Source organism: Methylobacterium amylolyticum (assembly GCF_030700245.1).
In the GTDB taxonomy this organism is placed as follows: domain Bacteria; phylum Pseudomonadota; class Alphaproteobacteria; order Rhizobiales; family Beijerinckiaceae; genus Methylobacterium.
Genome location: NZ_JAUYZI010000004.1, coordinates 82,148 through 107,903 on the forward strand (window position 1 = coordinate 82,148; position 25,756 = coordinate 107,903).

Consider the following 25,756-nt stretch of genomic DNA (forward strand, 5'->3'; position numbering starts at 1 on the left):
GCACGGTTCTACCGTCCCAGCACGCGGTACTGGCTCCCGTTGTACGGATTGCCTGCCCCATAGGGGTTGTTGATGCTGTCGGGCGAGTAGCGGTTGCCGTACCGCCCGTAGGGGTTGCTCACGCTGTTCGGGTCATAGGGGTTGCTGTTCGCGTTCCCGTGGTAGCCGCCGTTCTGGTCCACGATGATCGCGCCGCCGTTCGAGTAAGGGCCTCGGGCCCCGTAGCCCTGTGCGGCCGCGGCACCGGCTGTTCCGACGATGAGGGCGAGGCAAGCGACGGTCTTCATGCGTCCAAGATGGCGGTCGCAGGGGCGGGTGTCGAGGTGGCCGAGTTGCCGGACGAGCAATTCGTCCCCCACAGCCGTCGCGGCCGTGGCGGACGAAGAGGCTGCCCGGGAACGGCGCGGCGGCTGGGAGCAAGGTGGGCGGCGATGGAGCCTCTGCCTAGACGAAGCCGAAGCAGCGGGCCGGGTTGTCGACCAGCAGGAGCCGGCGCGCCTCCGGGTCGGGAACGGCCGCAGCGATGAAGTCGATCAGATCGCCGTCGTCGGGCATCGGTCCGTGCAGGTTCACATGCGGCCAGTCACTGCCCCACAGGACGCGCTCGGGCGCGTGTCGCGCAAGCCCGGCCGCGAGAGGGACCACGTCTTGGAAGGGGGCGCCGGTCTTGGAGATTCGCTCCGGTCCGCTCAGCTTCAACCACACCCTGCCGGTATCGAGGAGCCGCTTCATCGCGCTGGCGGCCGGACCATCCGGCCCTTCGGCGATGTCGTGGCGCGCCATGTGGTCGATGACGACCGGCACCTCCAGTGCACGGATGAATCCTTCGGTCTCGACGAGCCGGGTCCCACCCACATGGATCTGCGCGTGCCAGCCGTGCGGCTGGATCAGACGGACCGCGTCGCGGATCGCCGCATCGGACGGCCGCCTGTCGAGCGGGGCCATGACGTCGAAGCGCGCACCGCACACGCCGGCCGCAGCGTGGCGGGCGACATCGGCCGGCGCGGTATCCGGTCGAACCAGGGCCACGCCGCGGTAGCGACCATGCCCGGCGGCCAGGGTGTCGAGCATCAGGCGGTGATCGAAGCCGTATCCCTGGCTCTGGACGATCACGGCGCGGGCGAAGCCGAGCCGGTCGTGCAGGCGGTGGAGCGCTGTCTCGGGGGCTTCGTCCGGTGTGACGGTTCGGTCTGCGGGCAGCGGGTAACGGTCGAACGGTCCGTAGATATGGCAGTGGGAATCGCACGCACCGGCCGGCAGTGCGAAGCTCGGCAGATGCGGGGCGGGCTTGGGTGATGCCCCGTCGGGCTGCAACGTCGAGGCGTGCGATGCGTCAGGGGGATTGTTCGACATCGGGAGGGTTGTCCAATGCGGTGGGCTCGGCTCGCGAGCCGCGCTGCTGAACCCACCCCATCCCAGCGCCCTTCGCAACTGGTCCAGCCCCGCGCTGAACGAAAGACGCCGATCCGCGTCACGGCGGCCGATGGGCACGCGCGGTCGACCACGGCGGCGGCACGGCACCGGGTACAGCGGGACGACAAGGGGTGACGATGCGTTCCCTCCATCGGGAAATTCTGATTTCCCCTCCCAATGCGCTCTTCCGATCCTCTCCGAGGCGTCCAGCGCCTGATGCGTGAAGCGAGCGCCGGCCTCAACCGATCCTCACGTCCGCGACGATCCGGCCTCCGCCTATCGCCTCAACCGAGCTCCGAGAGAGCCTGCCGATTCAGGCGCGCCACGAGCTGATCGGCGAACTTGGCTGCGGCGACGGAGAGGAGCCGTCCGCGCAACTGGGCGACGATCATCGTCATCGGCGCGAGGTCGCGGGTATCGATCGGACGGCTATGCAGGCGCGGATCGTCGGGGATGCCGATCGGAATCTGAAGGCTGACCACATCCTCCCGCAGGACGAGGTTGCGCAGGAATTCGAGCGACCCCGATTCGACCGTCGAGTGCAGTTCGACGCCCCGGCGGGCGAGGGCGTGATCGATGTGATGGCGGATGGCGAGCGAGCGGTCGGGCAGGGCCAAAGCGTGGACGAGGCAGTCGCGCAGACGGACCGGCCCCGTGTCCATCGCCAACGGATGGCCGACGCGCATGAGAGCGCACAGCGTCTGCTGACCCGAGTAGAGCGGGTGAAGCTCCGCCGAGGGCGGCGGTTGAAGGACCAGGGCGAGATCCGCCTCGAAGGCGGCAAGCGCCGCGACCGCCTGGACGTGGTCGCGGACCTGGACCGTGAAGCCGACCTGGGGGAACCGCGCGCGATAGGCCTCCACCTCCTCCGGCACCATCTGCGTGACGAAGGCTTGGCTGCAAGCGAGCGCGACGTGGCCGCGCCGCACACCGGACAGGTCGGCGATCTGCGAGCGCACCCGGTCGAGGTCGGCCGCTTGGTCGCGGATGTGTCGGACCAGGAGCTCACCCGCCGCGTTGAGCCGCATGCCGTGGGCGAGCCGCTCGAAGATCGGCGTTCCGAGCTCGTACTCGATGTCCTGGATCTGCCGCGTCAGCGCGGACGGGGTGATGTTCAGCCGTTCCGCCGCGCGCCGGATCGAGCCGGATCGGGCGACCTCGGCGACGTAGCTCAGGCTGCGCAGATGCTTCACGCCGCGATCCTAAGCTCTGTTGCCCGAAACGCAACGGCCACCTCGAAAACGAGCACTCGTCCGCAACAGAGGGGATCGATAACGTCCGGCGCATCGGGACTTGCAGGAGCCCTCCGATGATCCGTCGCCGCACCCTTCTCGCTGGTCTCGGGGCCGGCCTCCTCGCGCCGCTCCCGGGCCGCGCCGTGCGGGCGCAAGGCGCGCCCGTCACGATCCGGATGGGATCGCTCAAGCTGATCCACTCGATCGCGCCGAGCTTCTACGAGCGGTTCACGCCCGAGGGCGTGCGGGTGGAGGTGGTGCCCTTCGAGAGCCCGACGGAGTGCAAGAACGCGGTCGTCACGAAGTCGGTCGATTTCGGCACCTTCGGCATCGCGGCGGCGACGCTCGGCGCCGCGGCCGGCGAGCCGATCGCGGTCATCGCCTCCACCTGCAATCGCGGCATGGCCGTGATCGCGAAGAAGGATTCCGACATCCGCGCCATCAAGGACCTGCGCGGCAAGCGGGTCGCGATCTGGCCAGGCAGCACCCAGGAGGTCTTCGTCCTGGAGCGGATGCGCATGGAGGGGCTGTCCGTGAAGGACATCACGCCGGTCCGGGTCTCCTTCTCCGAGATGCACATCGCGCTCGCGCGGGGGGACGTGGACGCCTATGTCGGCGCCGAGCCCGGCCCCGGCGTCAGCCTCGCCTCGGGCGTCGGCCAGCTCGTCGAATATCCCTACGGCACCGAGATGGGCGCGCTGAACATGGTGTTCGGTGCCCACCGCGACACCCTGGCCGAGCGCCCGGACGTGGTGCGGACCATGCTGGAGATCCACCGCAAGGCCTCGGATTTCGCGGCCGGGAACCGCGAGGCGATGATCGCCATGGCGGTGGCCAAGCTCGGCCAGAAGCGCGAGGCGCTGGAACTCTCGGCCCCCAACGTCGAGCTGACCTGGAAGCTCGGACCGACGGAGGTTCAGCAGGCCAGGGCCTATGCCGAGCACATGCTCGTGCTCAAGCAGATCAAGCGCTTGCCCGAGCCCGGCTTCATCGACACCCGCTTCGTCGATGCGATGAGGGGCGCGTGAGCGCGGGGATCGAGGCGGGCGCCCTGCCGGCGGCCGTGCCGGCGCCCGTCTCCGGCACGTCCTCGTCCGACGCGTCTGCGGCGCGGCGCGGCGGCCACGGCCTCGACCGCCTGCGCGGCCCGGTGCTGGCCCTCCTGGTGCCGGCCGCCCTCGGCCTGGTCTGGCAATTCGCCACCGCGGGACGGCCCTACAGCCTGATTCCTCCGCCCGCCGAAGTCTGGCAGGAACTGCGCGACCTCGCGGTCGGCGGCATCAACGACGACGCCTTCAGCGGCACGCTCTGGACGCATCTCTCGGCCTCCTTGGGCCGCGTCTACGGCGGCTTCGCGCTCGCCGCCGCGGCGGCGCTGCCACTCGGCCTGCTGATCGGGCGCGTACCTCTGGTGCGGGCGCTCCTCGATCCGCTGCTGCAGATCCTGCGGCCGATCCCGGTGACGGCGTGGCTGCCGCTCGCCATGATCCTGTTCGGGCTGGGGCCGCGATCGGCCCTCTTCCTCGTGTTTCTGGGGGCGTTCTACCCGATCCTCGTCAACACCGTGTTCGGGGTGCGCTCGGTCGAGCCGCGCCTGTTCGAGGCGGCGTCCATGCTCGGCTGCACCGGGCCGGCGCAGTTCGTCCGAGTGGTCCTGCCCGCGGCGCTGCCGTCGATCTTCACCGGCCTCCGGCTCGGCCTCGGCTTCGCCTGGGTGGTGATCGTGGTCGGCGAGATGACCGGCGTTCAGACCGGGCTCGGCGCCATCATCATGGAGGCGCGCCAGCTCTCGCGCACGGAGATCGTGATCTGCGGCATGGCCGTGATCGGGGTGGCAGGCTTCGTCTCCGACTGGCTCGTCATGATGCTCGGCCGCCGACTCCTCGCCTGGAGCCCGTCCCACGGTTGACGAGGAGAGCTGACGACGATGGCTGAGCCGACGATCCCGATCCTCGACCTGCGCGCGGTCTCGAAGACCTACGCCGCGCAAGGCCGCATCACCGAGGCTCTGCGCGGAGCGAGCCTCACCGTGGCGCGCGGCGAGTTCGTCTGCCTGCTCGGCGCCTCGGGCTGCGGGAAGTCGACCCTGCTGCGCATCGCCGCCGGCTTCGAGGCGCCGAGTTCGGGCGCGGCGCTGATGTGGGGCAAGCCGATCCCGGGGCCGGGCCCCAGCCGCGGCATGGTCTTCCAGGATTACGGCCTGTTTCCCTGGCTGTCGGTCCGCGACAACATCGGCTTCGGTCCGAAGTCGCGCGGGCGGCCTGCCGCCGAGGTGCGCGAGACGGCCGCGCGCTACATCGACCTCGTCGGCCTTCAGAAATTCGCCGACGCCTACCCTCACCAGCTCTCGGGCGGCATGAAGCAGCGCGTCGCCATCGCCCGCGTGCTCGCCAACGAGGCCGAGGTGGTGCTGATGGACGAGCCCTTCGGCGCGCTCGACGCCATGACCCGCGAGCGCCTCCAGGACGAGTTGCTCGACCTCTGGGCCCGCACGGGGCTGACCGTCCTGTTCGTCACCCACGCCATCGAGGAGGCGATCTTCCTGGCCGACCGCGTGGTGATGATGTCGCCGGGCCCCGGCCGCATCGAGGCGGTCCACGCCATCGACCTGCCGCGCCGCCGCGATGTGTCGAGCCCCGCCTTCAACGACCTGCGCCGGATGCTGGCGGCCCAGCTCCACAGCCACCATGCGCCCAAGGCCGCGTGAGGGAGGCGGCGCGATGGAGACAGCCCCCGACGATCCGCGCCGGCCCGAGAACCGGCTCGCCTACCGGGCGGCGATCGACCGCCCCCGCCTCGTCCTGCCCGGGGGCAAGAGCGTGGCCGTGTGGCCGGTGGTCAATGTCGAGCACTGGCTGATCGATCACCCGATGCCGCGCCAGATCCTGGTTCCGCCGACCGCGGCGAGCCTGCTGCCGGACCTGGCGAACTGGGCGTGGCACGAGTACGGGATGCGGGTCGGCTTCTGGCGCTTCCTCGACGCCTTCGCCTCCCGCGGCATCCGCCCGACCCTGTCGATCAACGGCTCGGTCTGCACCGCCTACCCGCGGGTCGCGCAGGCCGCGCGGGACGCCGGCTGGGAGTTCATGGCCCACGGCTTCCATCAGGTGCCGACCCACCGCGTCGCCGACGAGGCGGAGATGATCGCCCGCGCCGTCGAGGCGGTCGCGCGCTTTACGGGGGCCCCTCCGCGCGGCTGGCTCGGGCCCGGCCTCACGGAGACGCTGGACACGCCCGACCACCTGCGTGCGGCCGGCATCGCGTATGTCGGCGACTTCGTCGTCGACGACCGGCCCTGCCGGGTCGCCACGCGCTCCGGCCCGCTCGTGGCCCTCCCCTACTCGGTGGAGCTGAACGACATCCCCCTGCTCGCCATCCAGCACCATCGGGCCGACGAGTTCGTGGAACGGGCGCTGGCCAACCTCGACCGTCTCTCGCAGGAGTCGGCGGGCGACGGACCGCTCGGCGGCGCCAAGGTGATGGGCTTTGCCATCCACCCCTACATCACCGGCGTGCCCCACCGCATCGGCCTGCTCGAACGGCTCCTCGACGCGCTGATCGCGCGGACGGACGTGGCCTTCATGCAGGGCGCCGAGATCCTCGACTGGTATCTCGGCACGGGTGACGATTCCTGAGACCGGACCGACCGGTCCCGGCCGGGACGGGGATGCCGGGACGATCCATGCGCGCGATCTGCGCGCCGCAAGCCCCCGAGCGAGGAGCCGCCGTGCCGCCATTCCCGACGATCCCCGCCCTGCACGCGGCCTATGCCGGCGGGCACGATCCGCGCGCGACCGTGGCCGCGGTCTACCGGCGCCTCGCCGCAATCGACGATCCCGGGATCTTCATCACCCTGGTGCCGGAGGCCGAAGCGCTGGCCGCGGCCGCCGCGCTGGGGGCCTTCGATCCCGCGGGCAGGCCGCTCTGGGGCGTGCCCTTCGCGGTCAAGGACAACGTCGATGTCGCGGGCCTGCCGACCACCGCCGCCTGTCCGGACTTCGCCTACATGCCGTCCGAGACGGCGCCCGCGGTCGCGCGCTTGCTCGCCGCCGGCGCGATCCTGATCGGCAAGACCAATCTCGATCAGTTCGCCACCGGGCTGGTCGGCCTGCGCACCCCCCATCCGGCGCCCCGCAACGCGATCGATCCGGCCATCGTGCCCGGCGGCTCCAGCAGCGGCTCGGCGGTCGCGGTCGCCCACGGCATCGTCTCCTTCGCGGTCGGGACCGACACCGCGGGCTCGGGGCGGGTGCCGGCCGGGCTCAACAACGTGGTCGGCCTGAAGCCCTCGCTCGGGGCGGTGTCGAGCCGCGGCATGCTGCCGGCTTGCCGGACGCTCGACACGCTCTCGGTCTTCGCCGGCACCGTGGCCGACGCCGACGCGGCCTTCCGCGTCATGGCCGACTACGATCCGGCCGATCCCTGGTCGCGTGCGCTGCCCGTCGCATCCGCCCCCGCCGGCCTGCCGCCCGGACTGCGCCTCGGGGTTCCGGACACCAACAGCCGCCGTTTTGGAGGAGACATCCTGTCGGAGGCGGCTTTCGATGCCACGCTCGCCGACCTCGAAGGGCTTGCCGGCCTGACCGAGCCCGTCGATCTCGCGCCGATGTTCGCGACGGCGGCCCTGCTCTACGACGGACCGTGGGTCGCCGAGCGCTACGCGGCGATCCGCGCCGTGATGGAGACGCGGCCCGACATCCTGCACCCGATCACGCGGGCGGTCATCGCCTCCGCCGAACGTCACGGCGCGGCGGACGCCTTCGCGGGCCTCTACCGCCTCGCGGAGCTCCGGCGCGCAACGGACAGGGTCTGGGATCGGGTCGATGTCATCGCCGTGCCGACCTATCCGCGCCCGCGAACCTGTGCCGACCTGGAGGCCGACCCGATCGGGCCGAACAGCGAACTCGGCACGTACACGAACTTCGTCAACCTGCTCGACTGGTGTGCGCTGGCCGTGCCGGGCCGCTTCCGGTCCGACGGCCTCCCGGCCGGAATCACCCTGCTCGCGCCGCGCGGCGGTGACGGATTGCTTGCGGTGCTCGGCGCGCGCCTGCAGGCTGCGGCCGCCCCCGGCATCGGCGCGGGCACGACCCCCGTACCCGCGGCGGAAGCGGCGCCTGCACGAGCTCGGCCGGACGAGATCGAACTGGCGGTCGTCGGCGCGCATCTCTCCGGCCTGCCCCTCAACCGGGAACTGACCGAGCGCGGCGCCCGCTTCATCCGCGCCGCCGAGACCGGAGGCGACTACCGGCTCTACGCCCTGTCCGGCGGGCCGCCGCAGCGGCCGGGCCTCCTGCGTGTCGCCGCCGGCACCGGCGCGGCTATCGAGGCGGAGGTGTGGGCGCTGCCGGCAGCCGGCTTCGGTGCGTTCGTGGCCGGAATCCCGGCACCTCTGGGGATCGGAACCCTCGTTCTGGCGGACGGCACACGCCCGAAGGGCTTCCTCGTCGAAGCCGCCGGCATCGACGGCGCCGCGGACATCACGCGGTTCGGTGGCTGGCGTCGCTACCTCGCCGCGCGCGCGGCAGCGTGAAGCGATATCCTGGAGCGTGCCGCCGTCTCCGCGAAAGGCAGCACGCTCCGGACGCGCCGTCGCAGCCCGTCAGGCCGGCTGCGCTTCCACCGCGCGCACCGGCATCGGCCCGGCGCGATGGGCGGCCGCCGCTGCATCGAGCCGCCAGCGCGCGGCCCGATGGCCGGTTACGATCTCACCTGTCGACGGCCGCTCGGCGTGGCAGCGATCCTCCGCCAGGAAGCAGTGCGCCTCGGCGCGGCTGCGCAGCGGGCCGATCGTGTCGGGATGGTGCGGATCGAGCACCACCTGACGCGCCGTGCCGGTCTCGACGATCTTGCCGGCCTACATCACAGCGATGCGGTCCTCGACCGACGCGCCGAGGTCGTGCGTGACGATGACGATCGTGAGCCCGAGGTCGCGCTGCATTTCGCGAAGCAGCCGTAGAACCGGGATCTGCACCGTGACGTCGAGCGCGGTCGTCGGCTCGGCGGCGAGCAGCACCTGCGGGCGGCATGGGGGCTCTGGCGGTCCATGCCGGTGCCAGAGACCGCGTGCCGGTCGAAACCGTCCAAGACGGGGCTCGGCTACGTAGGCTTCGCGAGCGAGGCGGTAACGGGCGGCCCCCTGAATCCCACCGAAAGCATCCAGATTCACCGCAGAACGATCCGATGATCCAGAACGAATAATATTCCACTAAAGACTCTGAGATCAGATGAGCATAGCTTGGGGAGATGTCTATGCTGTCGCTTGCGCTCTGCGGCAGATGTGGGTCGCCCAGATACGCCGGATGGCGAACTGAGCCGGAACCTCGACAGCGTAATGGATAATCGTGGCAATGATGACGACCATCATGAGCGCGGCTGCGGTCGCTGAAAGAGCGGACCAGTTTTCCGCTTCAAGACACCGGATAATGACATGCCCAATGCTGTAGTGCGACAGATAAAGTGGATATGAGATCGCTCCAAGGAAAACCAAGGGCCGACACGCGATCCAACGCAGATATCCTTTGCCCGCTCCCCAAACGATCCCGGAGAAGCTTAGGATCAACACGACGTAACCCGCGCTTCCAAGGCCGCCCAAGTCGACGACCGGCCCAAGGCCGGTCAGTCCGAGCGCCGTGGCCAGCGTACCGAATCCCAGAAGCCCTAGCCGTCCCATCACCAACCGCGACAGCATCATGCCAATGATGAACAGGACGGCGTATGGCAGTTGAAGCAGTATCGCGAACCGCAGAGCCCAATCAGGCAGGACGAGTGTTCCTAGGAAGATGGCCGCGAGCCAGATCGCGCAGGCTCTTTCCGGTGCGCGCCTGAGCACGAAGGCCGCTAGCAAATAGAAAAGCACTTCGTAGCTCAAAGACCAGTGCGGCGCATCGATCGGCGCCATCTGTAACATCCGGCCGAGCATGGTCAGCCCGCCGAGCACGTGAAGGGGTGCAAGGAAGAGGCGGTTATCTACGGCGAGGACGACGAGGGTCAGGGCCGAGCAGACGAGAAAAGTGGGGTAGAGTCGCGCCGCGCGCTGGAGTGCGAAAGTGGTAGGCGACCTCGCGCGCTCCAGCACGGGTGCAATCACGAACCCGCTGAGGATGAAAAAGAGTTCGACCGCGAAGTGACCGTGGACCAAGCTTGGCAGGTCAGTGTTGTGTGGGCCGACGCGGACCTCGTAGCTCCAGCAGAAGTGGTGTAGCACGACGACCAAGGCGGCCAGTCCACGCAGGGCATCCAGCGCTTGGTTCCGGGCGGCGATCGAGTCGATGGGCGATGCGGAGATAGGATTTCGCCCACGGCTGGTCATGAGCGGACATGCCGAGGCACGATCGTTCATGTCCTCGCTCTCGATGCGCCGCCGCCCCCCATCCGCACCCAACCGTCAAACGCGCCGCGGGTGAAGAGGCGACGTGCCAATTTGGAGAAAGCAGTATAGCTCAGGTCCGACCCGTACACGGCCAGTCCGATCGAGCCGATGGCGATGCAGAAGCCGACCAGAATGTCCATCAGATAGTGGGCGCCGCAACCGATGCTGGCGACAGCCATCGTGAGGTTCAGGGCGAGGGCAGGGTAACGCGTCGCCGGCCAGAGCCAGAACGCCCACGCTCCCAGCACAGCCGATGCGGCATGGAAGCTCGGGAACGAGACGATGCCGAGGGTCGGCACGCCGAACAGGTCACGCAGCGCGCCCGATCGAAGAGCATCGTAGGTCGCGACATCCGTCGCCGCGAAGGGCCACGCCACGGTGCCGCGAAGCGCTGGGTCGAGGATAGCGACGATGCCGCGGGTCGGCAGCAGGATGCTTACGGCCGAGGTCAGGAAGATGGCGAGGACGAAGGCGCAGAGGTAGCTGTCAAGGCGTCGAACTCGGCCAGTCACGAGACATAAAACGATGATCACAATAGTCTGCGGTATCATGCTTTTATAGCATATTGTAAAAACCTGCACGATATCCGGCCGGCGATTGAGCCAAGCCATCCAGGCGACATGATCGAAACCCACCGCCAAGTCCAAGGTCCGGATCAAATCATCGACCAGAGGCAGCGCAAACGCTTGAGCTTGCCAGGGTAGGATCAAGGTGATGTCGAGGATCACGACCACGGCCACGAAGGTCTCGACTGGCACGACCAACCATGGTCTCCGCCTGAGGAAGGTTGGCAATCTGAGGGTGAGACACAGGACGATCAGCGCCAGAACCGATGCCGGTCTCAGGGCCTGGGTCTTGAACCCGAACAGGAATGACATTCCTTCGACGAGAAGTGCACCGGCAAAGCATAGGCTAAACAAAAATGGCGATAGATGACCGTAATACGCCCGCGCTGCTGACCGCACCTCGATCCTCGCCATGTTCTGGCGCCTCCTGAGGTACTGTTAGGCTGCAAGTCTTAATTTTGAGGTAAAATAGAACTATAAACCTATAATTGCAACATTACCGATGTACAATCCTGGGTATTTTCTTGATGTTATAATATAATTTGATCTGTTAATGGCGCATGTGTTTAATATTTATCCCGCAACAGGCCATTGCCGCGGCCGTAATCAGATCTATGCTGCACTTTTAATTTAGAAAAGGCCGCTACGGACAACGCTTCACGCGGAAGATCGTGGCGGAAGGGGGACATGTCTCTGCCGCCGCGACTGAACGTTAAGGTGTATGGGAGTGTCACCTGCTGCGCCGCGACTTACCCGAGCGCATCGCCCGAAAAGACACCTCGGCCCGTCACGTCGCCGCTTGGCAGCAGCGCCGCAACACCGCAGGCACCGGTCCTCACTGGCGCTTCACCACCATCGATGCCCGCATCAAGCTCCGCAAACTCTACCCGACAACAGAGACGTGATGGTGCACGAGATCGCGACCGGCGGAACCCGCGATGCGGCCCGATCACCGCCGAGGTTGACTTGGGGCGCCAGACGTCGTCCCCACGACCCGATCGTTCAAACCCAGTGTGGCGCGCTCGGATCGGTGCGCCAGGACGCGCCGATGATGCATGAGCCGAAGCCAGGTGACCGAGCGACCGCGGGCGGCGATCCTGACTCGATCCGCGCCCGTGAACTCACGTCGAAGGATAGTGCCTCCGTGGCCGCCGGGCCGTTCGTCGGGCGTCGGGCCCAACTCAGGGACGACCTCGAGAGGAGAATCCTCGCCGCGGCAGAGGAGACGTTCGCGATGAACGGCTTCGGCGGAAGCTCCGTAGCGGTGATCGCCGCGGCGGCCGGGATATCGAAGCAAAATCTACTCTACTATTACCCAAACAAGATCGATTTATACAGGACCGTTCTCGACGATGTGCTTGAGGACTGGCTTGGCTGTATGATTGATTTCGCCGCGACGTCCAGTCGACCCGAGGAGGCGATTTCAAGGTACATCGAGGCCAAGCTGGAGTTTTCCCGGCGCCGTCCGCAGGGGTCCAGGGTCTTTGCGCTCGAGATCATTGGCGGCGCGCGAAATTACGGGAACGAGCTGAAATCCAAGATCGTCCCCGCCCTTCGTGCAGACATAGCCACGCTTGAGCGTTTGCTGGGCTCGCGGGACGACGACAGGATCAACGCCGAGCACCTGTTCTTCATCATCTGGGCATCCACCCAATCATATGCCGACTTCTCGGCACAGATGGAGTTGATCCTCGATCGCAAGCCGCTCGCAGCGCAGGATTTTGAGGCCGCCCGTTCGACCCTCACGCGCCTGGTGCTGAACTCGCTTGGGCTGCCCTCGCCCATGACCGGCGCTAGGGTCGAGACTCGATCAGCACCAGAAGGCGATTAGAGCGCTCTCCGCCGAAGTGGATACCGGTTCGGCGAAAGAGAGCGCGTCAAAACAAGGACTTGGAGTCGAGCACGATTGCAACGCGATCGGGAACGGCTCTAAGGGGGTGACGGTCCGCGGCGACGACCGCATTCAGGATCTGGAAGATGACCCTGGAGGGCGGCGTGGCCGAAGCACTGGACGTCGTGGACGCTGGCAGCCCGTGGGATCTCTGCCGACTCAGGGCATCACGCGCCGCGATCGAACATAGCAGACGCGTCTTTGACCACGAGCGATACGACTACTTCAACGCCGACAGAGCACGTTCCAGATCGCTCCCCTGATCGGGCGTGAGGGAGACCAGCGGTGGCTGCGGCTGCTTCCAGACCGGGTCATGATGAATGGTCGAAACGGCCCACTTCACCGCGGGGACCAGGGGAAACTTCGAGAGGGTCTCGCGGACGGCCAGGGCCTCGGCGCCGGCCTCGCGGCCCGCCGCCGTCCCCCGCGACCGCCACGCCACCTGCGCCAGTGCGCCGTTCACGTTGGTCGTCGCGGAGATGCACCCGGCAAATCCGTGCTCGTCCGCGGACGCCAGGGTGCCTTCGGACGAGGGGAACACCGCGATCTTGGGAACGCGGCGCGCCAGTTCCCTGGCGTAGGACAGGTCGCCGGACGAGTCCTTCACCCCCCGCAGGATGTCCGGGTTCCCGTCCGCCAAGCGTTCCACGGCATCGATGGGGTAAGGGACGCCGGAGAATTGCGGGATATGGTACAGGTAGAGCCCTGCCTTGCCGGGTCGGACCGCGTCGATGATCCGTTGGACGTAGCCGATCAACGCGCCCTCCCCCACCCCCTTGTAGTAGAAGGGCGGAACCAGGAGCGCGCCAGCGAAACCCAGATCGTCGGCCGCCTGGGTCAGGGCGATCGCGTCGGCGATGGCGGCCGCGCCCGTCCCGACCATGAAGCGATCCATCGGCAAGCCGGACTGCGAGATCGTCGTCATCGCGGCCAGCCGTTGCCGCACCGAGAAGGAGGTCGCCTCGCCGGTCGTCCCCAACAGGTTGACCGCGTCGCAGCCTCCGGTTTCGAGGAGCCATCCGCAATGCCCGACCAGCCGATCCGGGTCGATCTCCCCGCGCGCGTCGATGGGTGTCGTCGCGGCGGCGATCACACCTGACAACATCGTCATGGTCTCGCTCTCTCTCTACGGGTTTGGAGCTTCGGGTCGGCTGGACGGGTCGGCCCTTGCGCAAGGATCGCCAAGGCCGGCCTCACTGAGCATCGGGTCTCATGCGGCTCGGATTTGCGCCGCGATCCTGCGGGCTTCGCCGAAGCGGGCGTTCACGACGATCCGCGTCACCACCGCGGCGACGAGCGCGAGACCACCGAAGTAGGAAAGCCGGCCTCGAAGCTGTGCGTCTCCTGCCGGATCCAGCCGACCACGTAGGGGCCAATGAACCCGCCGAGATTCCCGATCGAATTGATCAGCGCGACCCGGCAGGCACTCTGAGCGACCATCGTAAGATGCATGATTTCCGCTCTGTGGGTTTGCAGGGGCAACTTACCGACTTGCGAATTTAGGAAAACCCGCGCTTTTCCTTCTTCAGATGAAGGGAAATCCGACGTTTGAACACGCGCTTTCTAGCGACGCTCTGCGCCGTCGCCGACACGGGATCGCTGGCCGCCGCAGCTCGAGCGCTGAACCTGTCGAATGCCGCGGTGACGGAGCAGATCCGGGCCCTGGAGCGGGAGCTTGGGGTGCGCCTGATCCAACGACAGGGGCGATCCGTGGCGCTCACGAGCGAGGGATTCGCAGTCGTAGGTGCGGGGAGAGATATTCTGGCTCGGGTGTCCGATCTCAAGCAGGTCGTGCAGCTCAATCAGCTACGCGGCAGCTTGCGAATCGGATCGATTTCTACGGCGCTGATCTCAATCGTCCCGTCTGGATTGCGAATGATGGCAGAGCATTATCCCGAAATCGCCATCAATATTGTGCCCGGCACATCTTCGCACCTTCAGCGCATGCTGGAACTGAACGAGATCGATTGCGCCATCACGGTCAAGCCGCGACTTCTATTGACTAAGGGCGTCGGATGGCACCTCGTTCGGCGCGAGCCGCTCACATTGATCAGCCCGCATGATATCGATTTCGAGAATGTTACAGACTATTTCTCATCCAAACCCTTGATCCGAATGGACAGAAATTCGGCGACAGGAACGATCGTGACAGATTTTTTGGATCACGTTGGCATATCGCCTGTGGAACTGTTCGAGATGGACGCGCAGGAAACCATCGTCATGTTGGTGTCCCAGGGCCTTGGAATTTCACTCCTGCCTGATTATGGGTTCTACACCAACGATCAAAGGCCAATCCGCAAGATTATTGTAAGCAAAACCTGTTTCATGCGTGATATAGGAATTTTGTATCGCCAAGGCGCCAAAAGAGCGCTCGTTGATGCTTTATTCAAATCCCTGTCTGACACGGTGATTGTAGCATGAAAGCAGCTTGACGACTCATGCTGTCGATACGATAGGATAAAGATACTGTCCTCTGCGGGCCAAGCTGCCCGGGTCCAGCATGGTCAGCCCGCGCACCGGTCCCACGTGGCTGGCACCAGATACCCAAGGCGGCTGGGTGTGGCTCGTTTGAGGTGAGGCGCTGGGTCTGCCGGGATTGGCTTTGTCCTGCTGAGCGGCGGGAGCGATGCGATGCCCCTCGCGATCACACGCCCGGACCGGACGGCCGCGGATCTGCACCGGGCGGCGCGTTCCGGTCGCACCGTTGCCCGAGCCCGGCGCCGTCTGGCGATCGCCGCCAGTCTACAGGGCTGCACGCCCACGCAGGCGGCCGAGCGTACCGGGATGCCGCGACAGACGCTGCGGGACCGGGTGCACTGCTACAACGCGGAAGGGGTCGCCGTATGCGCCCGAACTCAATCCGGTCGAGAGGATCTGGCAGTATCTGCGTCGCAACACGCTCGCCCATCGCCTCTACGAAACCGACGAGGACATCGTCGAGGCGTGCTGCGAGACGTGGAACTGCCTCATCGCCACGCCAGACACCGTCACCGCCATCACAGCGCGCACATGGGCGAACGTGTCGGCGTAAGCCGCCGTCGGTATAAGCCCTCGCTCCGACGCGCGCTCTTTCGCCGAACCGGTAACCGCCTCGGCGGAGAGCATCCAAGCAGGTTTCGCCGAAGTGGTCGCCGGTTCGACGTCGAAAACCTGCGACGCGCCAAAGATCCAAGTGGGTGAAGCGTTGGCGTGCAGACGCGAGCCTGCTCAGATCTTCTTGACTTCGATCATGAAGGCGCCCACGGCCGCGGTGATCGCCTCCATCTGCGCTTCGAGGCGCGCGGTGGCCGCGAGCGCATCCTCAGCGGAGTCGGAGGCGCGCCGCGCACAGGTCGCAACCGCACCGATATTCTGGCCGACGACGGCGGTCTGGTCCGAGGCCGAGCGCGCGTTGCGGCCGATCTCCGCGACGGTCGCACCCTGCTGCTCGGAGGCGGCCGCCACCGCCGCCGCGCTGTGATCGACCATGCCGATCGCGTCGGCGATGCGGTCGATCGCCTGGACCGTGCCCGCCGTCGCGCCCTGCACCCCGGCGATGTGCTGAGAGATCTCGGCGGTCGCCCGGGTCGTCTGGCTGGCGAGTTCCTTGACCTCGGCGGCGACCACCGCGAAGCCGCGTCCCGCCGCGCCCGCCCGGGCCGCCTCGATCGTCGCGTTGAGCGCGAGCAGGTTCGTCTGGCTGGCGATCGCCGAGATCATGCTGACGACGGTGCCGATCTTCTGGGAGATGTCGGCGAGGGCCTGCACGCTGGTGCGCGCCTGAGCGGCCTCGACCACGGCACGCTGGGTGGCTTGGCTGGTCTCCGCCATCTGGCGCGAGATCTCGTTGTTGGCCGCCGTCATCTCTTCCACGGCGGCGGCGACGGACTGCACATTGTCGCTCGTGGATCCCGCGCCGGATGTGGCGCCGGCCGCCGCCGTGGAGGTCTCGTCGGTGCTCTCGCGCACGGTCTGCACCGCTCCGCGCATCCCCTGCGTCGCTCGCGCCGACTGATCGAAGGCCCCCTGGATCGTCGTGTCGAAGGCGGTGATCGCGTCCGCCAGCGCCGTGACCTCGGCCCAGGACAGTACGGCAGCCACGTAGGCGCCGCTCGCGGCGTGGACCGCCGACACGTGCAGGTCGAGTGTCTTGGGCCCGAGCCGGATCTTGGTCCGCCAGGGCAGACGCGACGGGTCGGAGACGATCCCGCGCTGATGGTTCGGATTCTTGTGGAACACGTCCATCGAAGTCCCGACCATGGCGTCGGGCCGGACGGTCGACGGCAGGAAGGCCTGAAGCCCGCGCAGCGTCTGCACGCTGTGCCGATTGGCGTAGGTCACGGTGGCCGTGACCGGATCGAGGACGAGGACATTGACCGGAAGCGCGTCGAGCACGGCTTCGAAGTCCACAGTGCCGGCCGACTCGGTGGCGATGCGGTCGCTTTTCTTTCGGGTTGCAAGGAACATGACCACCTCATGATGACTGCTAAGGTCAGTTTAGTTCTAAAATCGACATCTTAAATCTTCGTTGACGATATTTTAACCAAAGATTGTCTTTGTGATTGATCCAATTTTCAGTTGAAATAGGGCGCGATGCCTCTCCGGTGACAGGGCGGAGAACGCGCGGCTTCACCCGAAGCCGGCGTCCGGCCACGCGGATTCAGGCAGCCTTCGAAAGCGCGTCACCGGCCGGGACCGAAGGGCGACGGTGACGCGGGCCCCGGCGCGGTCGTCCCGCTTGGCCGCCGTGAAGGTTCCGCCCATCGCCTCGACGAAGGCCCAGGTGATGGCGAGGCCGAGGGCGGTCGGCGAGACGCTTGGTGCGGCGGCTGACCCGTGGTGCGGCGGCTGACCCGTGGTGCGGCGGCCGACCCGTGGTGCGGCACCGATGGTCCGGACGACGCGCATGCGAAGGCTCCGTCCGGGCGATTGCCCGGCGGCGCGGCGCGTCCTGCATCGCGCATCAGGGAGCGAGGCGGGCTCGGAGCCTCCGGTAGCGGCGAGGCCTGAGGGGCTGGGGCACCGGAGCAGGTGCCCCGCCGCTCAGGCGCCGATCCACTTCATGACGATCAGCGTGCCGGTCACGGTCAGCGCGCCGCCGATGCGGGTGGCGATCTGGGCGAAGGGCATCAGCGCCATGCGGTCGGCGGCGGTGAGGATCGCCACGTCGCCGGTGCCGCCCTGACCGCTGTGGCAGGCGTTCACGATCGCGGTCTCGATCGGGTACATGCCCATGGCGCGCCCGACGAAGAAGCCCACCGTCATCAGGGTCGAGACCGTGGCGACGATGGTGATCAGGTTCACCAGCGTGAACGCGGCCATCAGCTCGGCCCACGGGGTCAGCGCCACGCCGATCGCGAACAGCAGCGGGTAGGTCATGCTGATCTGCACGAACTTGTAGACCACGAAGCCGCCGGCCTGGAGGTGGGGCGAGACGGCGCTGGCGAGCTTGGCGAACACGGCCAGGAACAGCATCGCCACCGGCGCCGGCAGGCCGAAGATGTGGTGGCACATCACGCCCAGCAGATAGAGCGTGATCGCGGTCAGCCCCGCCGCGCCGACGGTCGCCGGGTCGATCTGGCCGCGGGCGGCCTCGGCCTTGGCCTGCGCGTCGCTCGACTTCATCTCCTCGGAATCGGGTTGCAGCTTCCCGTTGCCGGTGAGGTGCGGAACCTTCTTGCCGACGTAGTTCAGGGTGCCGGAGAGGACGATCGCGGTGAGCGAGCCCAGCATCACCGGCGGCAGCACCTGGGCGAACACCACGCCCTGCTGCGAGCCGAGGATCGTCGCGTAGCCGATCGACAGCGGGATCGCGCCCTCGCCGACGCCGCCGGCCATGATCGGCACGACGATGAAGAAGAAGGTCTTGTAGGCGCCGATCCCGAGCAGGGTCCCGACCAGGGTGCCGACGATGCCCGCCGCCACCGAGCCGATCGCCAGCGGCGCGAAGATCTTGAGGAAGCCCTTGATCAGCACCTCGCGGTCCATGCCGAGGATCGAGCCGACGATGATCGTGGCGATGTAGATGTAGAGGAAGTTCGTGAACTTGGTGAAGTCGATGATCGCCTTCTCCATCTGCGGCGGCACGAGCTTGTAGTAGACGAGTGCCGACGGGATGAAGGTCGCGAAGATCGCGCCCGCGCCGATGTTCTTCAGGATCGGGATCCGCTTGCCGATCTCGGCGCAGGTGAAGCCGCCCATGATCAGCACCGCGATCATCGTCGGGCCGTCGGGCTTGATCTCGCCCTCCTGGACGAGGACGGTGATCAGGATGGCGACGATGACGTAGATCGGCAGCGGGATGATGCCGATCTTGGTGTCAATCAGGCGCCACCAGCCCTCGGGCCAGAAGCGGCGCGCCCGCGGCTCGGCGGGGACGGCGTCCGGGGGCGTTGCACCCGTCGTCGAGGCGGAGCTGGTCATCGACGTCCTCCCGGGGCGGCCTCTCGCGGGCCGCTCAGTCCTGGTCGACGCACCGCCCGGGGCTGGCGGGAACGGTCCCGCCCTGTCCTCCGGGCGGGTGCGGCCGGCGATAGAGTGATCTCGCGCCCGGGGTATCAGTGCATCCGGACGGCGGCAACGCGAGGCGCGGGACAAAGGCCCCCGGCTGTAGGGTCGGCGGCTTCACGTTTTCGTCGGTCCGCGCACCGGGCCTGCATCAGCCGCCGGTCTGCCCCCGCCTCTGCCCGCGCGGATGTGCGGTCCGGAGCACGAAAAAGGCCCGGCGCTGAGGCCGGGCCCTTGAGGTCCGCGAGGGACGGAGGTCGCTTCGGGCCCCGGAGCTTCGTGCCCGGGGCCGCTTCGGCGATCAGAAGTCGCGCTGGACGCGGATGCGGACCTGGCTGACGCCGTCGTTGGTGGCGGTGCGCACGAGGCCGCCGGCGTTGATCGCGGCGACGCGGCTGTAGGCGGTCGGATCCTTGTCGAGGTCGATCACCCGGCCGCGCTGCACGCCGATCTGCGTGTAGAGGCCTTCCACACCGATATCGAGGTCCTTGACCGGCGACCAGATCAGGTTGGCGCCCGCCACGAACTGGTAGGTGTCGCGCAGCGCCTGGCTGAGCTGGTAGAACCGCGTGCCGGGCAAGCCGATGCCGTTCGCGGCGAACGAGTTGTTCGGGTTAATGACGTTGAAGACCAGGCCCTGGGCCGCGCGGGCCCCGGCCCCGAAGTCCATCTCGCCGTAGCTGCCGAACACCGCCGAGCGCCACTCCGGAGCCCAGTAGTGCAGGTAGGCCGCCGACACCGTGAAGGAGTTCGACTTCTGGATCTGCCCGGTGATCGGGTTGACCGTCGCGTCCGCGAAGTACTGCTGGAACTTCTGGCCCTGGATGGTCGCGGAGTTCTGGATGTAGCCACCCGAGTACGAGGAGTAGCCGGTGTAGAGCTGCGCGCCTTCGCCGTAGGCCGCCTGGAGGTAGAAGGTGTCGCCCGGGGCGATGAACGGCGCGTTGACCTTCAGGCCGCCCTGCACCGCCCAGCCGTAATCGGTGCGGGTGTGCGGGAAGGCGAGCTGAGACCCGTTGGCCGCGGTGGCGGCGGTTCCGAGGCCCGCTCCGGGGACGAAGCCCAGGACGTTGTTCTGGACGTTGTTGGCGTTCAGCTCGTGCACCGCGGCCGAGAGCTGGGCCGAGCCCCAGGCGCTGTCGTAGCGCAGGGCGCCGACGAAGTCGGGCAGGCGGCTCTTCTCGATGCCGTCGACGAAGTTGAAGCGCGACGGGAACCCGGCGGCGTTGTAGCCGGTGATCACCGGGATCGGCGAGCTCGTGATGCCGAAGTTCGCGACTGCGGCGTTGGTCGCGACGGCGTTCGCGTTGACGGTCGGCGAGAACAGGCCGCTGCGGCGGAAGACCGGGTCTTCGACCGAGAGCGTGGCGGAGAAGCCGTTGCCCAGCGTGGCGGTGTAGGCCAGCAGGTTGGTGGAGGCGATGTCCGAGCCGGCGGTGGCGGCGGTGAACTCGAAGTCGTGGGCGTAGAAGTCGAAGAACGAGGACGCGCGGCCGGCGGTGATGCCGGCGAACTGCACGAACGCCTTGTCGGCGTTCACGTACATCTGCGAGCGGCCGAACTGATCGACGCCGAGGCCCGGGAAGGCCTGCGCGATGCGCTGCTGGGTGCCGGACGTGCCGCCGCCGTACGGGCCGCCGGTGCGGGAGGCGACCTCGATGCGCAGGAAGGCGCGCAGGGTGCCGTAGCCGGTCTGGGTGCGGGCATCGACGTTGATGCGGGCGAGGCCGCGGTAGCCGGCGGTGTCGCCGCCCTGGCCGAACTGCCGGGTGTAGGCGGTCTGGTAGCCGCCCTCGAACCGGGCGCGGCCGGAGAGGCGGATGCAGGTGTCGGTGCCGGGGATGTAGAAGAAGCCGGCGCCGTAGGCGGTGCAGATGCGGACGTACTCGATCGGCACCGCCTTCTTGACGGGCAGGTCGGCGGCGTGGGCTGCTCCGACCGCGGCGAAGGCGGCGGCCGAACCGAGCAGCGAGCTCCTCAAGAGCTTCATCGAATTCTCCAAAGCTTCGAGACCCGTGAGTGCGGTCGTGCCCGGTTGGTCCGAGTCTCGCCGCGCATTCCGTTTTGCGGCCTGCGTCTTGGCGGCAGGCTCATGCGGGCTCTCTGTTTGGAGATGCCCCCGTGCACGCTCACCATGTGCGAACGGGTTTCGCGGGGCAACGCAGATTTGCGGGATGCGCGGCGGTTCCGATGCGATGTTGCCGGGCCGCAACAATTGCACGGCCTATAGCCGCCGCCGTCCTGTGAAAGCGGTGGAAAGGTCGCGGCGGTGGGCCGAATGCTTCCGATGCATTGTGCAAAACCGTCCGGCCGCGGGCGGTCGGGCGAATCGCCGGACCCGCCGCTCCGCGGGCCGGGCGGACGGTTTCCCAGCCCGCCGGAGCGGCTCACATCGGCGGCGTCAGGCCGTCCTTCCCGACGGCGATGCGCCTGGCCGTCGCACGCCCGTCCTCGCGCGCCACGACGACGAATGCCTTCGCGCCCGCGGTGATCGCCCCGCGATCGGCCGGCTCGAACGTCACCACCGGCGCCCCCGGCGGAACGAGGATCTGGATCGACTGCCCCTTGCCGTAATCGACGGTCAGCGTGCGCTCCGCCCCGCCGCCGCGCGCCGTGACGGTGCCGTTCGTCATGGTGCTCTTCACCCGCGGGCCCGCCTCCGGCGCGATGTCGGGGGCGGTGGAGCGCACGTCCGCCGTCACTTGGCCGTTCGTCATCGTGCTCCTCACCCGCGCTCCCCCCGCCGTGGGATCGGCGATGGCGTCCCACGGGTAGCGGCCTTCGCCGGTGCCGCGCATCGATTCGGGGAACAGCACCACCTCCAGCGCCACCGGCGGCTCGTCCCGGGTAGCGGTGCCGATGAACACCCCGTCCCGGATCGCGTCGAGGCTCGACGGCACCACCCAGGAGATACGGGCGTCCGGGGCCACGGTGAAGCGGTCCTCGCGGCCGTCCGCGGTCCTGAGGGTGACCGTGGCGCCCTCGACCGCGGCGATCGTGCCGCGCAGGCGTTCGACCTGCGGCGCTGCCCGCGCGGTCACGGGGAGCGCGAGCATGACAGTCAGGGCGATCGTCGGGATGCGTGTCATGGGATCCGGTCCTCCGGGCGGCGCGGGCCTGTTGGGCGGCGCGGGCCTGTGCGGGTGCCCCCGTGTACGCCGCGGGCCCCGATCGGTTCCGCCCTCCCCGCGACGGGCACCGCCGGCCTCCGAAGCGACCGCCGTCCCGCCGGTGTGGAGGCGGATGCGCGGTAACGGGAGATTCCGGGAGCGTCGCTAGGGTCCCCCGCGCCGGCCGACCCGCGGGACACCGCGGCGCCCCGCCGGACGCCAGCCCGATCGAGGACGGACCAGCATGCCCGCCAACCTGCACGCCGCCCGCTCGCACTTTTCCCGCTTGCATCCATCCCGCCTGCACACCTCCCGCCGCGCCCGCCGCCGCCTCCTGGGCGCGTGCGCGGCCTGGAGCGTCGCCGCCTTCGCCGCGTCGGCCGAGCAGCCCTCGGCCAAGCTGTGCCTGAACGAGACCTCGACGCCCGCGACCCAGGCCTGCCTGCACCGGGCCCTCGACGAGGCCGACGCGCGGCTCAACGCCGCTTACCGGAAGGCGCTCGCGGTGATCGACGGCGACGACCGCGGGATGGACGCGGCGGCGAAGGCCGCCTGGAAGGCCCAGCTCGCCGCGGCGCAGCGCGCCTGGATCGCATTCCGGGACGCGGATTGCGGCGACCTTATCCTCAGCGAGTGGGCGAGCGGCAGCGGCGCCACCGGCGCGCAGTACGCCTGCCGCTACGACAGGACCGTCCAGCGCACCGCGGATCTGCTGAGCCGGTATCCGCTCCATTAGGGCGCGATGCGCAGAACCGGGGACCGGCATCCGCGAAGGATGTTTTTTGCGATTCCAGTGGTCTGGGGCGATCCTCGCCGAAGCGGATCCCGGTTTGGCACTGCGCCGGGCCAGCCCAGCGGACGCGTCAATCGCCGAGATCCACGAGCCGGGCGAGGAACGGGGCCGCGGCCGCCGACGCCGCGGCTTCGGCCGCCCGGTACTGCGCCACCACCTCGGCGCCGAAGGGGGAGAGGCGGGCGCCGCCGCCGGCCCGGCCGCCGACCTGCGCCTCGACCACCGGCCGGCCGAAGCCGGCGTTCATCGCCTCCACGAGACACCACGCCCGGCGATAGGACATGCCGAGCGCCCGCCCCGCGGCCGCGATCGAGCCGTGCGCGGCGATCCCTTCGAGGAGCCGCACCTTGCCGGGGCCGAGCCGGTGGTCGGGCCCGAGATCGACCCGCAGGCTCAGGCGCGGGAGACCGGTCGCCTCGGCCGCGCCCATGGCGGGCCGGTTCAGGCCGGCAGCGCCATCAGCGCGAGGCCCGCGGCCGCGACGCCGGCCCCGAGCGCGGGCGCCGCCCGGGACGTGCCGAGCCGCGCCCCCGCGAGGCCGAGCCCGATCCCGGCGGCGTGCAGCCCCGCGGTGGCCGCCAGGAACCCGAGCCCGTAGGCGAGGCCGGAGGCGGTCTCCGGCATCTCGGCGCCGTGGGCGTGGCCGTGGAACAGGGCGAACCCGCCGACGAGGGCGGCGAGCGCCGCCACCGGTGCGCGCAAGCCGACCATCGCCGCGAGGCCGAAGGCGACGATCGACAGGGCGATGCCGGTCTCGGCGTAGGGCAGAGCGACCCCCGCCATGCCGAGGCCGGCGCCGACGGTCATGAGGGTGAGGAACGCGGCCGGCAGCGCCCAGAGCGCCCGCCCGCCGCGCAGGGCCGCGAGCAGCCCGACCGCCACCATCGCCAGCACGTGGTCGGCCCCGAGCAAGGGGTGCAGGAAGCCGGCCTCCGCCCCCGTGGCGGCGCCGTGGCCGGGATGGGCGAGGGCGGCCTGCGGCAGCAGGAGCAGCGCGGCGGCGAGGGGGAGGAGACGCTTCATCGACGGGCTCCGGTGGGTCTGGAGCCCGGATGTAGCGCCGTTCCCGCGGCGGAGCGAGAGGGCGGCGGCAAGCCTCTCGAAGCGGCGGAGCGTCGGGATTAAGGTGCGCGCGCCGGCCGAGGCCGCCGGGCCCGGCCCCGGGCGCCCGTGAGGACAGACCCCGTGAGGATCGACCGTTGAGAGATTTCTCCCGCCCCGGACGCTCGCCCGTCTATGCCGCCAACGCCGCGGTCGCGACCTCGCACCCGCTCTCGACGCTCGCGGCGATCGAGGTGCTGCGCGGCGGCGGCAACGCGGTCGATGCCGGGATCGCCGCCGTCGCTGTTCAGTGTGTCGTCGACCCGCTGATGACCGGAATCGGCGGCGACTGCTTCGCCCTCTACGCCCCCGCGGGCGCGGCCGTGCCGATCGCCCTCGACGGCTCGGGCCGCGCGCCCGCCGCCGCGACGCCGGACTGGTACGCGGAGCACGGGGTCGGGATCGAGGCCACGTCGCCCCACGCCGTCACCGTGCCGGGTGCGGTCGCGGCCTGGGACCGGCTGGTGCGCGCGCACGGCACCCGCCCGCTGGGCGACTTGCTGCAACCCGCGATCCGCTACGCGGAAGAGGGCTTCGCGATCCAGTCGCGGGTCGCCTGGGACTGGGCGCGCTGCGCCCCCCGCGTCAGGGCCGACGCGGACGCCGCCGCCCTCTACCTGCCGGAGGGGCGCGCGCCCGCCGCGGGCAACCTGTTCCGGCTGCCGCGGCTCGCCGCCACCCTGCGCCGGATCGCGGAAGAGGGGCCGCGGGGGTTCTACGAGGGGCCGGTCGCCGCCGACATGGTCGAAAAACTCAGCCGGCTCGGCGGCCTGCACACGCCCGCCGACTTCGCCGCGGCGCGTGCCGACACGGTGACGCCGATCGCCACCCGCTACCGCGGCTACGACGTCTACGAGTGCCCGCCCGCCGGCCAGGGGCTCGCGGCGCTGATGATGCTCAACGTGCTCCAGCCCTACGATGTCGGCGCCCTGTCGGACCTCGACCGGATCCACCTGTTCGCCGAGGCGTGCAAGCAGGCCTACCACCACCGCGACGCCCTGTTCGGCGACGCCGACCTCGCGCGGGTGCCGGTCTCGCACCTCCTGTCGGACGCGTGGCACGCGGCGGCGCGGGGCGACATCGACATGACCCGGGCGCGCGGACCGGTGCTCTACCCCGAGGCGGCCGAGGCGGTGGCCCACCGCGACACCGTCTATCTCTGCGTGGTCGACCAGGACGGCAACGCGCTGTCGCTGATCAATTCGATCTTCCAGGGCTTCGGCTCCGGGATCCTGGCGCCGGAGAGCGGGGTGCTGCTGCACAACCGCGGCCTGTCGTTCCGCACGGAGGGCGGCCACCCCAACAGCATCGGCCCGGGCAAGCGGCCGATGCACACCATCATCCCCGGCATGCTGATGCGCGACGGCCGGGCGGTGGCGCCGTTCGGCGTGATGGGCGGCCACTATCAGGCGATGGGCCACGTGGAACTCCTGTCGGGGATCCTCGACCGCGGCCTCGACGTGCAGGAGGCCCTCGACGCCCCCCGCAGCTTCGCCTACGGCGGCGGCCTGGAGCTGGAGGCCGGCATCCCCGACGCGGTGATGGCGGGGCTGGCGGAGCGCGGCCACCCCGTGCTCCGGGCAGCCCTGCCGCTCGGCGGCGGCCAGATCATCTGGATCGACCGCGCGGCCGGCACGCTGGTGGCGGGCTCCGATCCCCGCAAGGACGGCAGCGCCCTGGGCTACTGACCGGGGGAAGGATTGCGCGCGATGAAAGCCGCGCGCCCGCCCGCGACCCGATCCCGCCTTGCAACCGCGCCGGGTTCCGGCAACACCTTGGATCCGGACTA

The 25,756-nt window shown here is 68.9% G+C and carries 24 protein-coding genes and 1 pseudogene; 10 read left to right on the forward strand and 15 right to left on the reverse strand.

Going from position 1 to position 25,756, the window contains the following annotated elements:
• Window positions 1–8 precede the first annotated feature (8 nt).
• The 3 genes from Q8W71_RS04675 to Q8W71_RS04685 all read right to left on the reverse strand — a co-directional run bounded on the left by Q8W71_RS04675 (window position 9) and on the right by Q8W71_RS04685 (window position 2,606).
• Window positions 9–287, reverse strand: a complete 279-nt coding sequence (locus Q8W71_RS04675; protein ID WP_305524169.1) for a hypothetical protein — start codon at window positions 285–287, stop codon at window positions 9–11.
• Window positions 288–444: 157 nt separating this feature from the next.
• Window positions 445–1,353 (reverse strand): amidohydrolase family protein, encoded by a 909-nt coding sequence (locus Q8W71_RS04680; RefSeq protein ID WP_305524170.1) that lies wholly within the window; start codon window positions 1,351–1,353, stop codon window positions 445–447.
• Between the two features lie 344 nt (window positions 1,354–1,697).
• Complete coding sequence (locus tag Q8W71_RS04685; RefSeq protein WP_305524171.1) at window positions 1,698–2,606, reverse strand: LysR family transcriptional regulator; 909 nt, start codon at window positions 2,604–2,606, stop codon at window positions 1,698–1,700.
• Between the two features lie 116 nt (window positions 2,607–2,722).
• On the opposite strand from Q8W71_RS04685, the gene Q8W71_RS04690 reads away from it, so the two are divergent.
• From Q8W71_RS04690 to atzF, 5 genes are read left to right on the forward strand one after another with little or no spacing between them, the layout of a single operon-like run.
• Window positions 2,723–3,676 carry an ABC transporter substrate-binding protein gene (locus Q8W71_RS04690; RefSeq protein WP_305524172.1) on the forward strand — a complete coding sequence of 318 codons (954 nt, stop codon included), beginning with the start codon at window positions 2,723–2,725 and terminating at the stop codon, window positions 3,674–3,676.
• Window positions 3,673–4,557, forward strand: coding sequence for an ABC transporter permease (locus tag Q8W71_RS04695; RefSeq protein WP_305524173.1), 885 nt, complete (start codon window positions 3,673–3,675; stop codon window positions 4,555–4,557). Before Q8W71_RS04690 ends, Q8W71_RS04695 begins: the two co-directional genes overlap by 4 nt.
• 18 nt (window positions 4,558–4,575) lie before the next feature.
• Window positions 4,576–5,355: an ABC transporter ATP-binding protein gene (locus Q8W71_RS04700; protein ID WP_305524174.1), complete on the forward strand. Its 780-nt coding sequence runs from the start codon at window positions 4,576–4,578 to the stop codon at window positions 5,353–5,355.
• 13 nt (window positions 5,356–5,368) lie between these two features.
• On the forward strand, window positions 5,369–6,283 hold the full coding sequence (locus Q8W71_RS04705; RefSeq protein ID WP_305524175.1) for a polysaccharide deacetylase family protein: 915 nt from the start codon (window positions 5,369–5,371) through the stop codon (window positions 6,281–6,283).
• Between the two features lie 47 nt (window positions 6,284–6,330).
• On the forward strand, window positions 6,331–8,181 hold the full coding sequence (gene atzF, locus Q8W71_RS04710; protein WP_305524176.1) for an allophanate hydrolase: 1,851 nt from the start codon (window positions 6,331–6,333) through the stop codon (window positions 8,179–8,181).
• A gap of 69 nt (window positions 8,182–8,250) precedes the next feature.
• Here the strand turns inward: atzF and Q8W71_RS04715 are convergent.
• From Q8W71_RS04715 to Q8W71_RS04725, 3 genes and pseudogenes are all read right to left on the reverse strand, one after another.
• Window positions 8,251–8,676: pseudogene (locus Q8W71_RS04715) on the reverse strand (ABC transporter ATP-binding protein); the annotation flags it as partial.
• Window positions 8,677–8,898: 222 nt separating this feature from the next.
• Complete coding sequence (locus Q8W71_RS04720) at window positions 8,899–9,990, reverse strand: acyltransferase family protein (RefSeq protein ID WP_305524177.1); 1,092 nt, start codon at window positions 9,988–9,990, stop codon at window positions 8,899–8,901.
• Window positions 9,987–11,000, reverse strand: coding sequence for a phosphatase PAP2 family protein (locus Q8W71_RS04725; RefSeq protein ID WP_305524178.1), 1,014 nt, complete (start codon window positions 10,998–11,000; stop codon window positions 9,987–9,989). The genes Q8W71_RS04720 and Q8W71_RS04725 overlap by 4 nt, the downstream gene beginning before the upstream one ends.
• A gap of 490 nt (window positions 11,001–11,490) precedes the next feature.
• On the opposite strand from Q8W71_RS04725, the gene Q8W71_RS04730 reads away from it, so the two are divergent.
• The gene (locus Q8W71_RS04730; protein WP_305524179.1) at window positions 11,491–12,417 is read left to right on the forward strand and encodes a TetR family transcriptional regulator C-terminal domain-containing protein; all 927 of its coding nucleotides are present in this window, start codon (window positions 11,491–11,493) and stop codon (window positions 12,415–12,417) included.
• A 280-nt stretch (window positions 12,418–12,697) separates the two neighbouring features.
• Here Q8W71_RS04730 and Q8W71_RS04735 read toward each other — a convergent pair whose 3' ends face one another.
• On the reverse strand, window positions 12,698–13,588 hold the full coding sequence (locus Q8W71_RS04735; RefSeq protein WP_305524180.1) for a dihydrodipicolinate synthase family protein: 891 nt from the start codon (window positions 13,586–13,588) through the stop codon (window positions 12,698–12,700).
• Between the two features lie 167 nt (window positions 13,589–13,755).
• Complete coding sequence (locus Q8W71_RS04740) at window positions 13,756–13,917, reverse strand: hypothetical protein (RefSeq protein WP_305524181.1); 162 nt, start codon at window positions 13,915–13,917, stop codon at window positions 13,756–13,758.
• 108 nt (window positions 13,918–14,025) lie between these two features.
• On the opposite strand from Q8W71_RS04740, the gene Q8W71_RS04745 reads away from it, so the two are divergent.
• The gene (locus Q8W71_RS04745) at window positions 14,026–14,898 is read left to right on the forward strand and encodes a LysR family transcriptional regulator (RefSeq protein ID WP_305524182.1); all 873 of its coding nucleotides are present in this window, start codon (window positions 14,026–14,028) and stop codon (window positions 14,896–14,898) included.
• A 210-nt stretch (window positions 14,899–15,108) separates the two neighbouring features.
• Entirely contained in the window at window positions 15,109–15,657 is a 549-nt protein-coding gene (locus Q8W71_RS32875) for a helix-turn-helix domain-containing protein (RefSeq protein WP_370875337.1), read from the forward strand.
• A gap of 27 nt (window positions 15,658–15,684) precedes the next feature.
• Here Q8W71_RS32875 and Q8W71_RS04750 read toward each other — a convergent pair whose 3' ends face one another.
• The 5 genes from Q8W71_RS04750 to Q8W71_RS04770 form a co-directional block, all read right to left on the reverse strand.
• A complete protein-coding gene (locus Q8W71_RS04750) occupies window positions 15,685–16,923 on the reverse strand; it encodes a methyl-accepting chemotaxis protein (RefSeq protein ID WP_305524183.1) in 1,239 nt (412 codons plus the stop codon).
• A gap of 162 nt (window positions 16,924–17,085) precedes the next feature.
• Window positions 17,086–17,364: a hypothetical protein gene (locus Q8W71_RS04755; protein ID WP_305524184.1), complete on the reverse strand. Its 279-nt coding sequence runs from the start codon at window positions 17,362–17,364 to the stop codon at window positions 17,086–17,088.
• Between the two features lie 135 nt (window positions 17,365–17,499).
• Window positions 17,500–18,879: a 2-hydroxycarboxylate transporter family protein gene (locus Q8W71_RS04760; RefSeq protein ID WP_305524185.1), complete on the reverse strand. Its 1,380-nt coding sequence runs from the start codon at window positions 18,877–18,879 to the stop codon at window positions 17,500–17,502.
• A gap of 385 nt (window positions 18,880–19,264) precedes the next feature.
• On the reverse strand, window positions 19,265–20,953 hold the full coding sequence (locus Q8W71_RS04765; protein ID WP_305524186.1) for a porin: 1,689 nt from the start codon (window positions 20,951–20,953) through the stop codon (window positions 19,265–19,267).
• A gap of 397 nt (window positions 20,954–21,350) precedes the next feature.
• Window positions 21,351–22,052 carry a metal ABC transporter permease gene (locus tag Q8W71_RS04770; protein ID WP_305524187.1) on the reverse strand — a complete coding sequence of 234 codons (702 nt, stop codon included), beginning with the start codon at window positions 22,050–22,052 and terminating at the stop codon, window positions 21,351–21,353.
• A gap of 265 nt (window positions 22,053–22,317) precedes the next feature.
• On the opposite strand from Q8W71_RS04770, the gene Q8W71_RS04775 reads away from it, so the two are divergent.
• Window positions 22,318–22,809: a lysozyme inhibitor LprI family protein gene (locus Q8W71_RS04775; RefSeq protein WP_305524188.1), complete on the forward strand. Its 492-nt coding sequence runs from the start codon at window positions 22,318–22,320 to the stop codon at window positions 22,807–22,809.
• Window positions 22,810–22,936: 127 nt separating this feature from the next.
• Here the strand turns inward: Q8W71_RS04775 and Q8W71_RS04780 are convergent, their stop codons facing one another.
• Window positions 22,937–23,296, reverse strand: coding sequence for a winged helix-turn-helix domain-containing protein (locus tag Q8W71_RS04780; RefSeq protein ID WP_305524189.1), 360 nt, complete (start codon window positions 23,294–23,296; stop codon window positions 22,937–22,939).
• 11 nt (window positions 23,297–23,307) lie between these two features.
• Window positions 23,308–23,889 carry a HupE/UreJ family protein gene (locus Q8W71_RS04785; protein ID WP_305524190.1) on the reverse strand — a complete coding sequence of 194 codons (582 nt, stop codon included), beginning with the start codon at window positions 23,887–23,889 and terminating at the stop codon, window positions 23,308–23,310.
• Between the two features lie 176 nt (window positions 23,890–24,065).
• Here Q8W71_RS04785 and Q8W71_RS04790 point away from each other — a divergent pair, with 176 nt between their 5' ends.
• Window positions 24,066–25,655, forward strand: coding sequence for a gamma-glutamyltransferase family protein (locus tag Q8W71_RS04790; RefSeq protein ID WP_305524191.1), 1,590 nt, complete (start codon window positions 24,066–24,068; stop codon window positions 25,653–25,655).
• Window positions 25,656–25,756 lie beyond the last annotated feature (101 nt).

Excerpts from the sequence above, each read along its gene's own strand:
- Q8W71_RS04675 (WP_305524169.1), bottom strand. The coding sequence starts at position 287 with ATGAAGACCGTCGCTTGCCTCGCCCTCATCGTCGGAACAGCCGGTGCC.
- Q8W71_RS04680 (WP_305524170.1), bottom strand. The coding sequence starts at position 1,353 with ATGTCGAACAATCCCCCTGACGCATCGCACGCCTCGACGTTGCAGCCC.
- Q8W71_RS04690 (WP_305524172.1), top strand. The coding sequence starts at position 2,723 with ATGATCCGTCGCCGCACCCTTCTCGCTGGTCTCGGGGCCGGCCTCCTC.
- Q8W71_RS04700 (WP_305524174.1), top strand. The coding sequence starts at position 4,576 with ATGGCTGAGCCGACGATCCCGATCCTCGACCTGCGCGCGGTCTCGAAG.
- Q8W71_RS04705 (WP_305524175.1), top strand. The coding sequence starts at position 5,369 with ATGGAGACAGCCCCCGACGATCCGCGCCGGCCCGAGAACCGGCTCGCC.
- atzF (WP_305524176.1), top strand. The coding sequence starts at position 6,331 with ATGCGCGCGATCTGCGCGCCGCAAGCCCCCGAGCGAGGAGCCGCCGTG.
- Q8W71_RS04720 (WP_305524177.1), bottom strand. The coding sequence starts at position 9,990 with ATGAACGATCGTGCCTCGGCATGTCCGCTCATGACCAGCCGTGGGCGA.
- Q8W71_RS04725 (WP_305524178.1), bottom strand. The coding sequence starts at position 11,000 with ATGGCGAGGATCGAGGTGCGGTCAGCAGCGCGGGCGTATTACGGTCAT.
- Q8W71_RS04730 (WP_305524179.1), top strand. The coding sequence starts at position 11,491 with ATGGTGCACGAGATCGCGACCGGCGGAACCCGCGATGCGGCCCGATCA.
- Q8W71_RS04735 (WP_305524180.1), bottom strand. The coding sequence starts at position 13,588 with ATGACGATGTTGTCAGGTGTGATCGCCGCCGCGACGACACCCATCGAC.
- Q8W71_RS04740 (WP_305524181.1), bottom strand. The coding sequence starts at position 13,917 with ATGGTCGCTCAGAGTGCCTGCCGGGTCGCGCTGATCAATTCGATCGGG.
- Q8W71_RS32875 (WP_370875337.1), top strand. The coding sequence starts at position 15,109 with ATGCCCCTCGCGATCACACGCCCGGACCGGACGGCCGCGGATCTGCAC.
- Q8W71_RS04750 (WP_305524183.1), bottom strand. The coding sequence starts at position 16,923 with ATGTTCCTTGCAACCCGAAAGAAAAGCGACCGCATCGCCACCGAGTCG.
- Q8W71_RS04755 (WP_305524184.1), bottom strand. The coding sequence starts at position 17,364 with ATGCGCGTCGTCCGGACCATCGGTGCCGCACCACGGGTCGGCCGCCGC.
- Q8W71_RS04760 (WP_305524185.1), bottom strand. The coding sequence starts at position 18,879 with ATGACCAGCTCCGCCTCGACGACGGGTGCAACGCCCCCGGACGCCGTC.
- Q8W71_RS04765 (WP_305524186.1), bottom strand. The coding sequence starts at position 20,953 with ATGAAGCTCTTGAGGAGCTCGCTGCTCGGTTCGGCCGCCGCCTTCGCC.
- Q8W71_RS04770 (WP_305524187.1), bottom strand. The coding sequence starts at position 22,052 with ATGACACGCATCCCGACGATCGCCCTGACTGTCATGCTCGCGCTCCCC.
- Q8W71_RS04775 (WP_305524188.1), top strand. The coding sequence starts at position 22,318 with ATGCCCGCCAACCTGCACGCCGCCCGCTCGCACTTTTCCCGCTTGCAT.
- Q8W71_RS04780 (WP_305524189.1), bottom strand. The coding sequence starts at position 23,296 with ATGGGCGCGGCCGAGGCGACCGGTCTCCCGCGCCTGAGCCTGCGGGTC.
- Q8W71_RS04785 (WP_305524190.1), bottom strand. The coding sequence starts at position 23,889 with ATGAAGCGTCTCCTCCCCCTCGCCGCCGCGCTGCTCCTGCTGCCGCAG.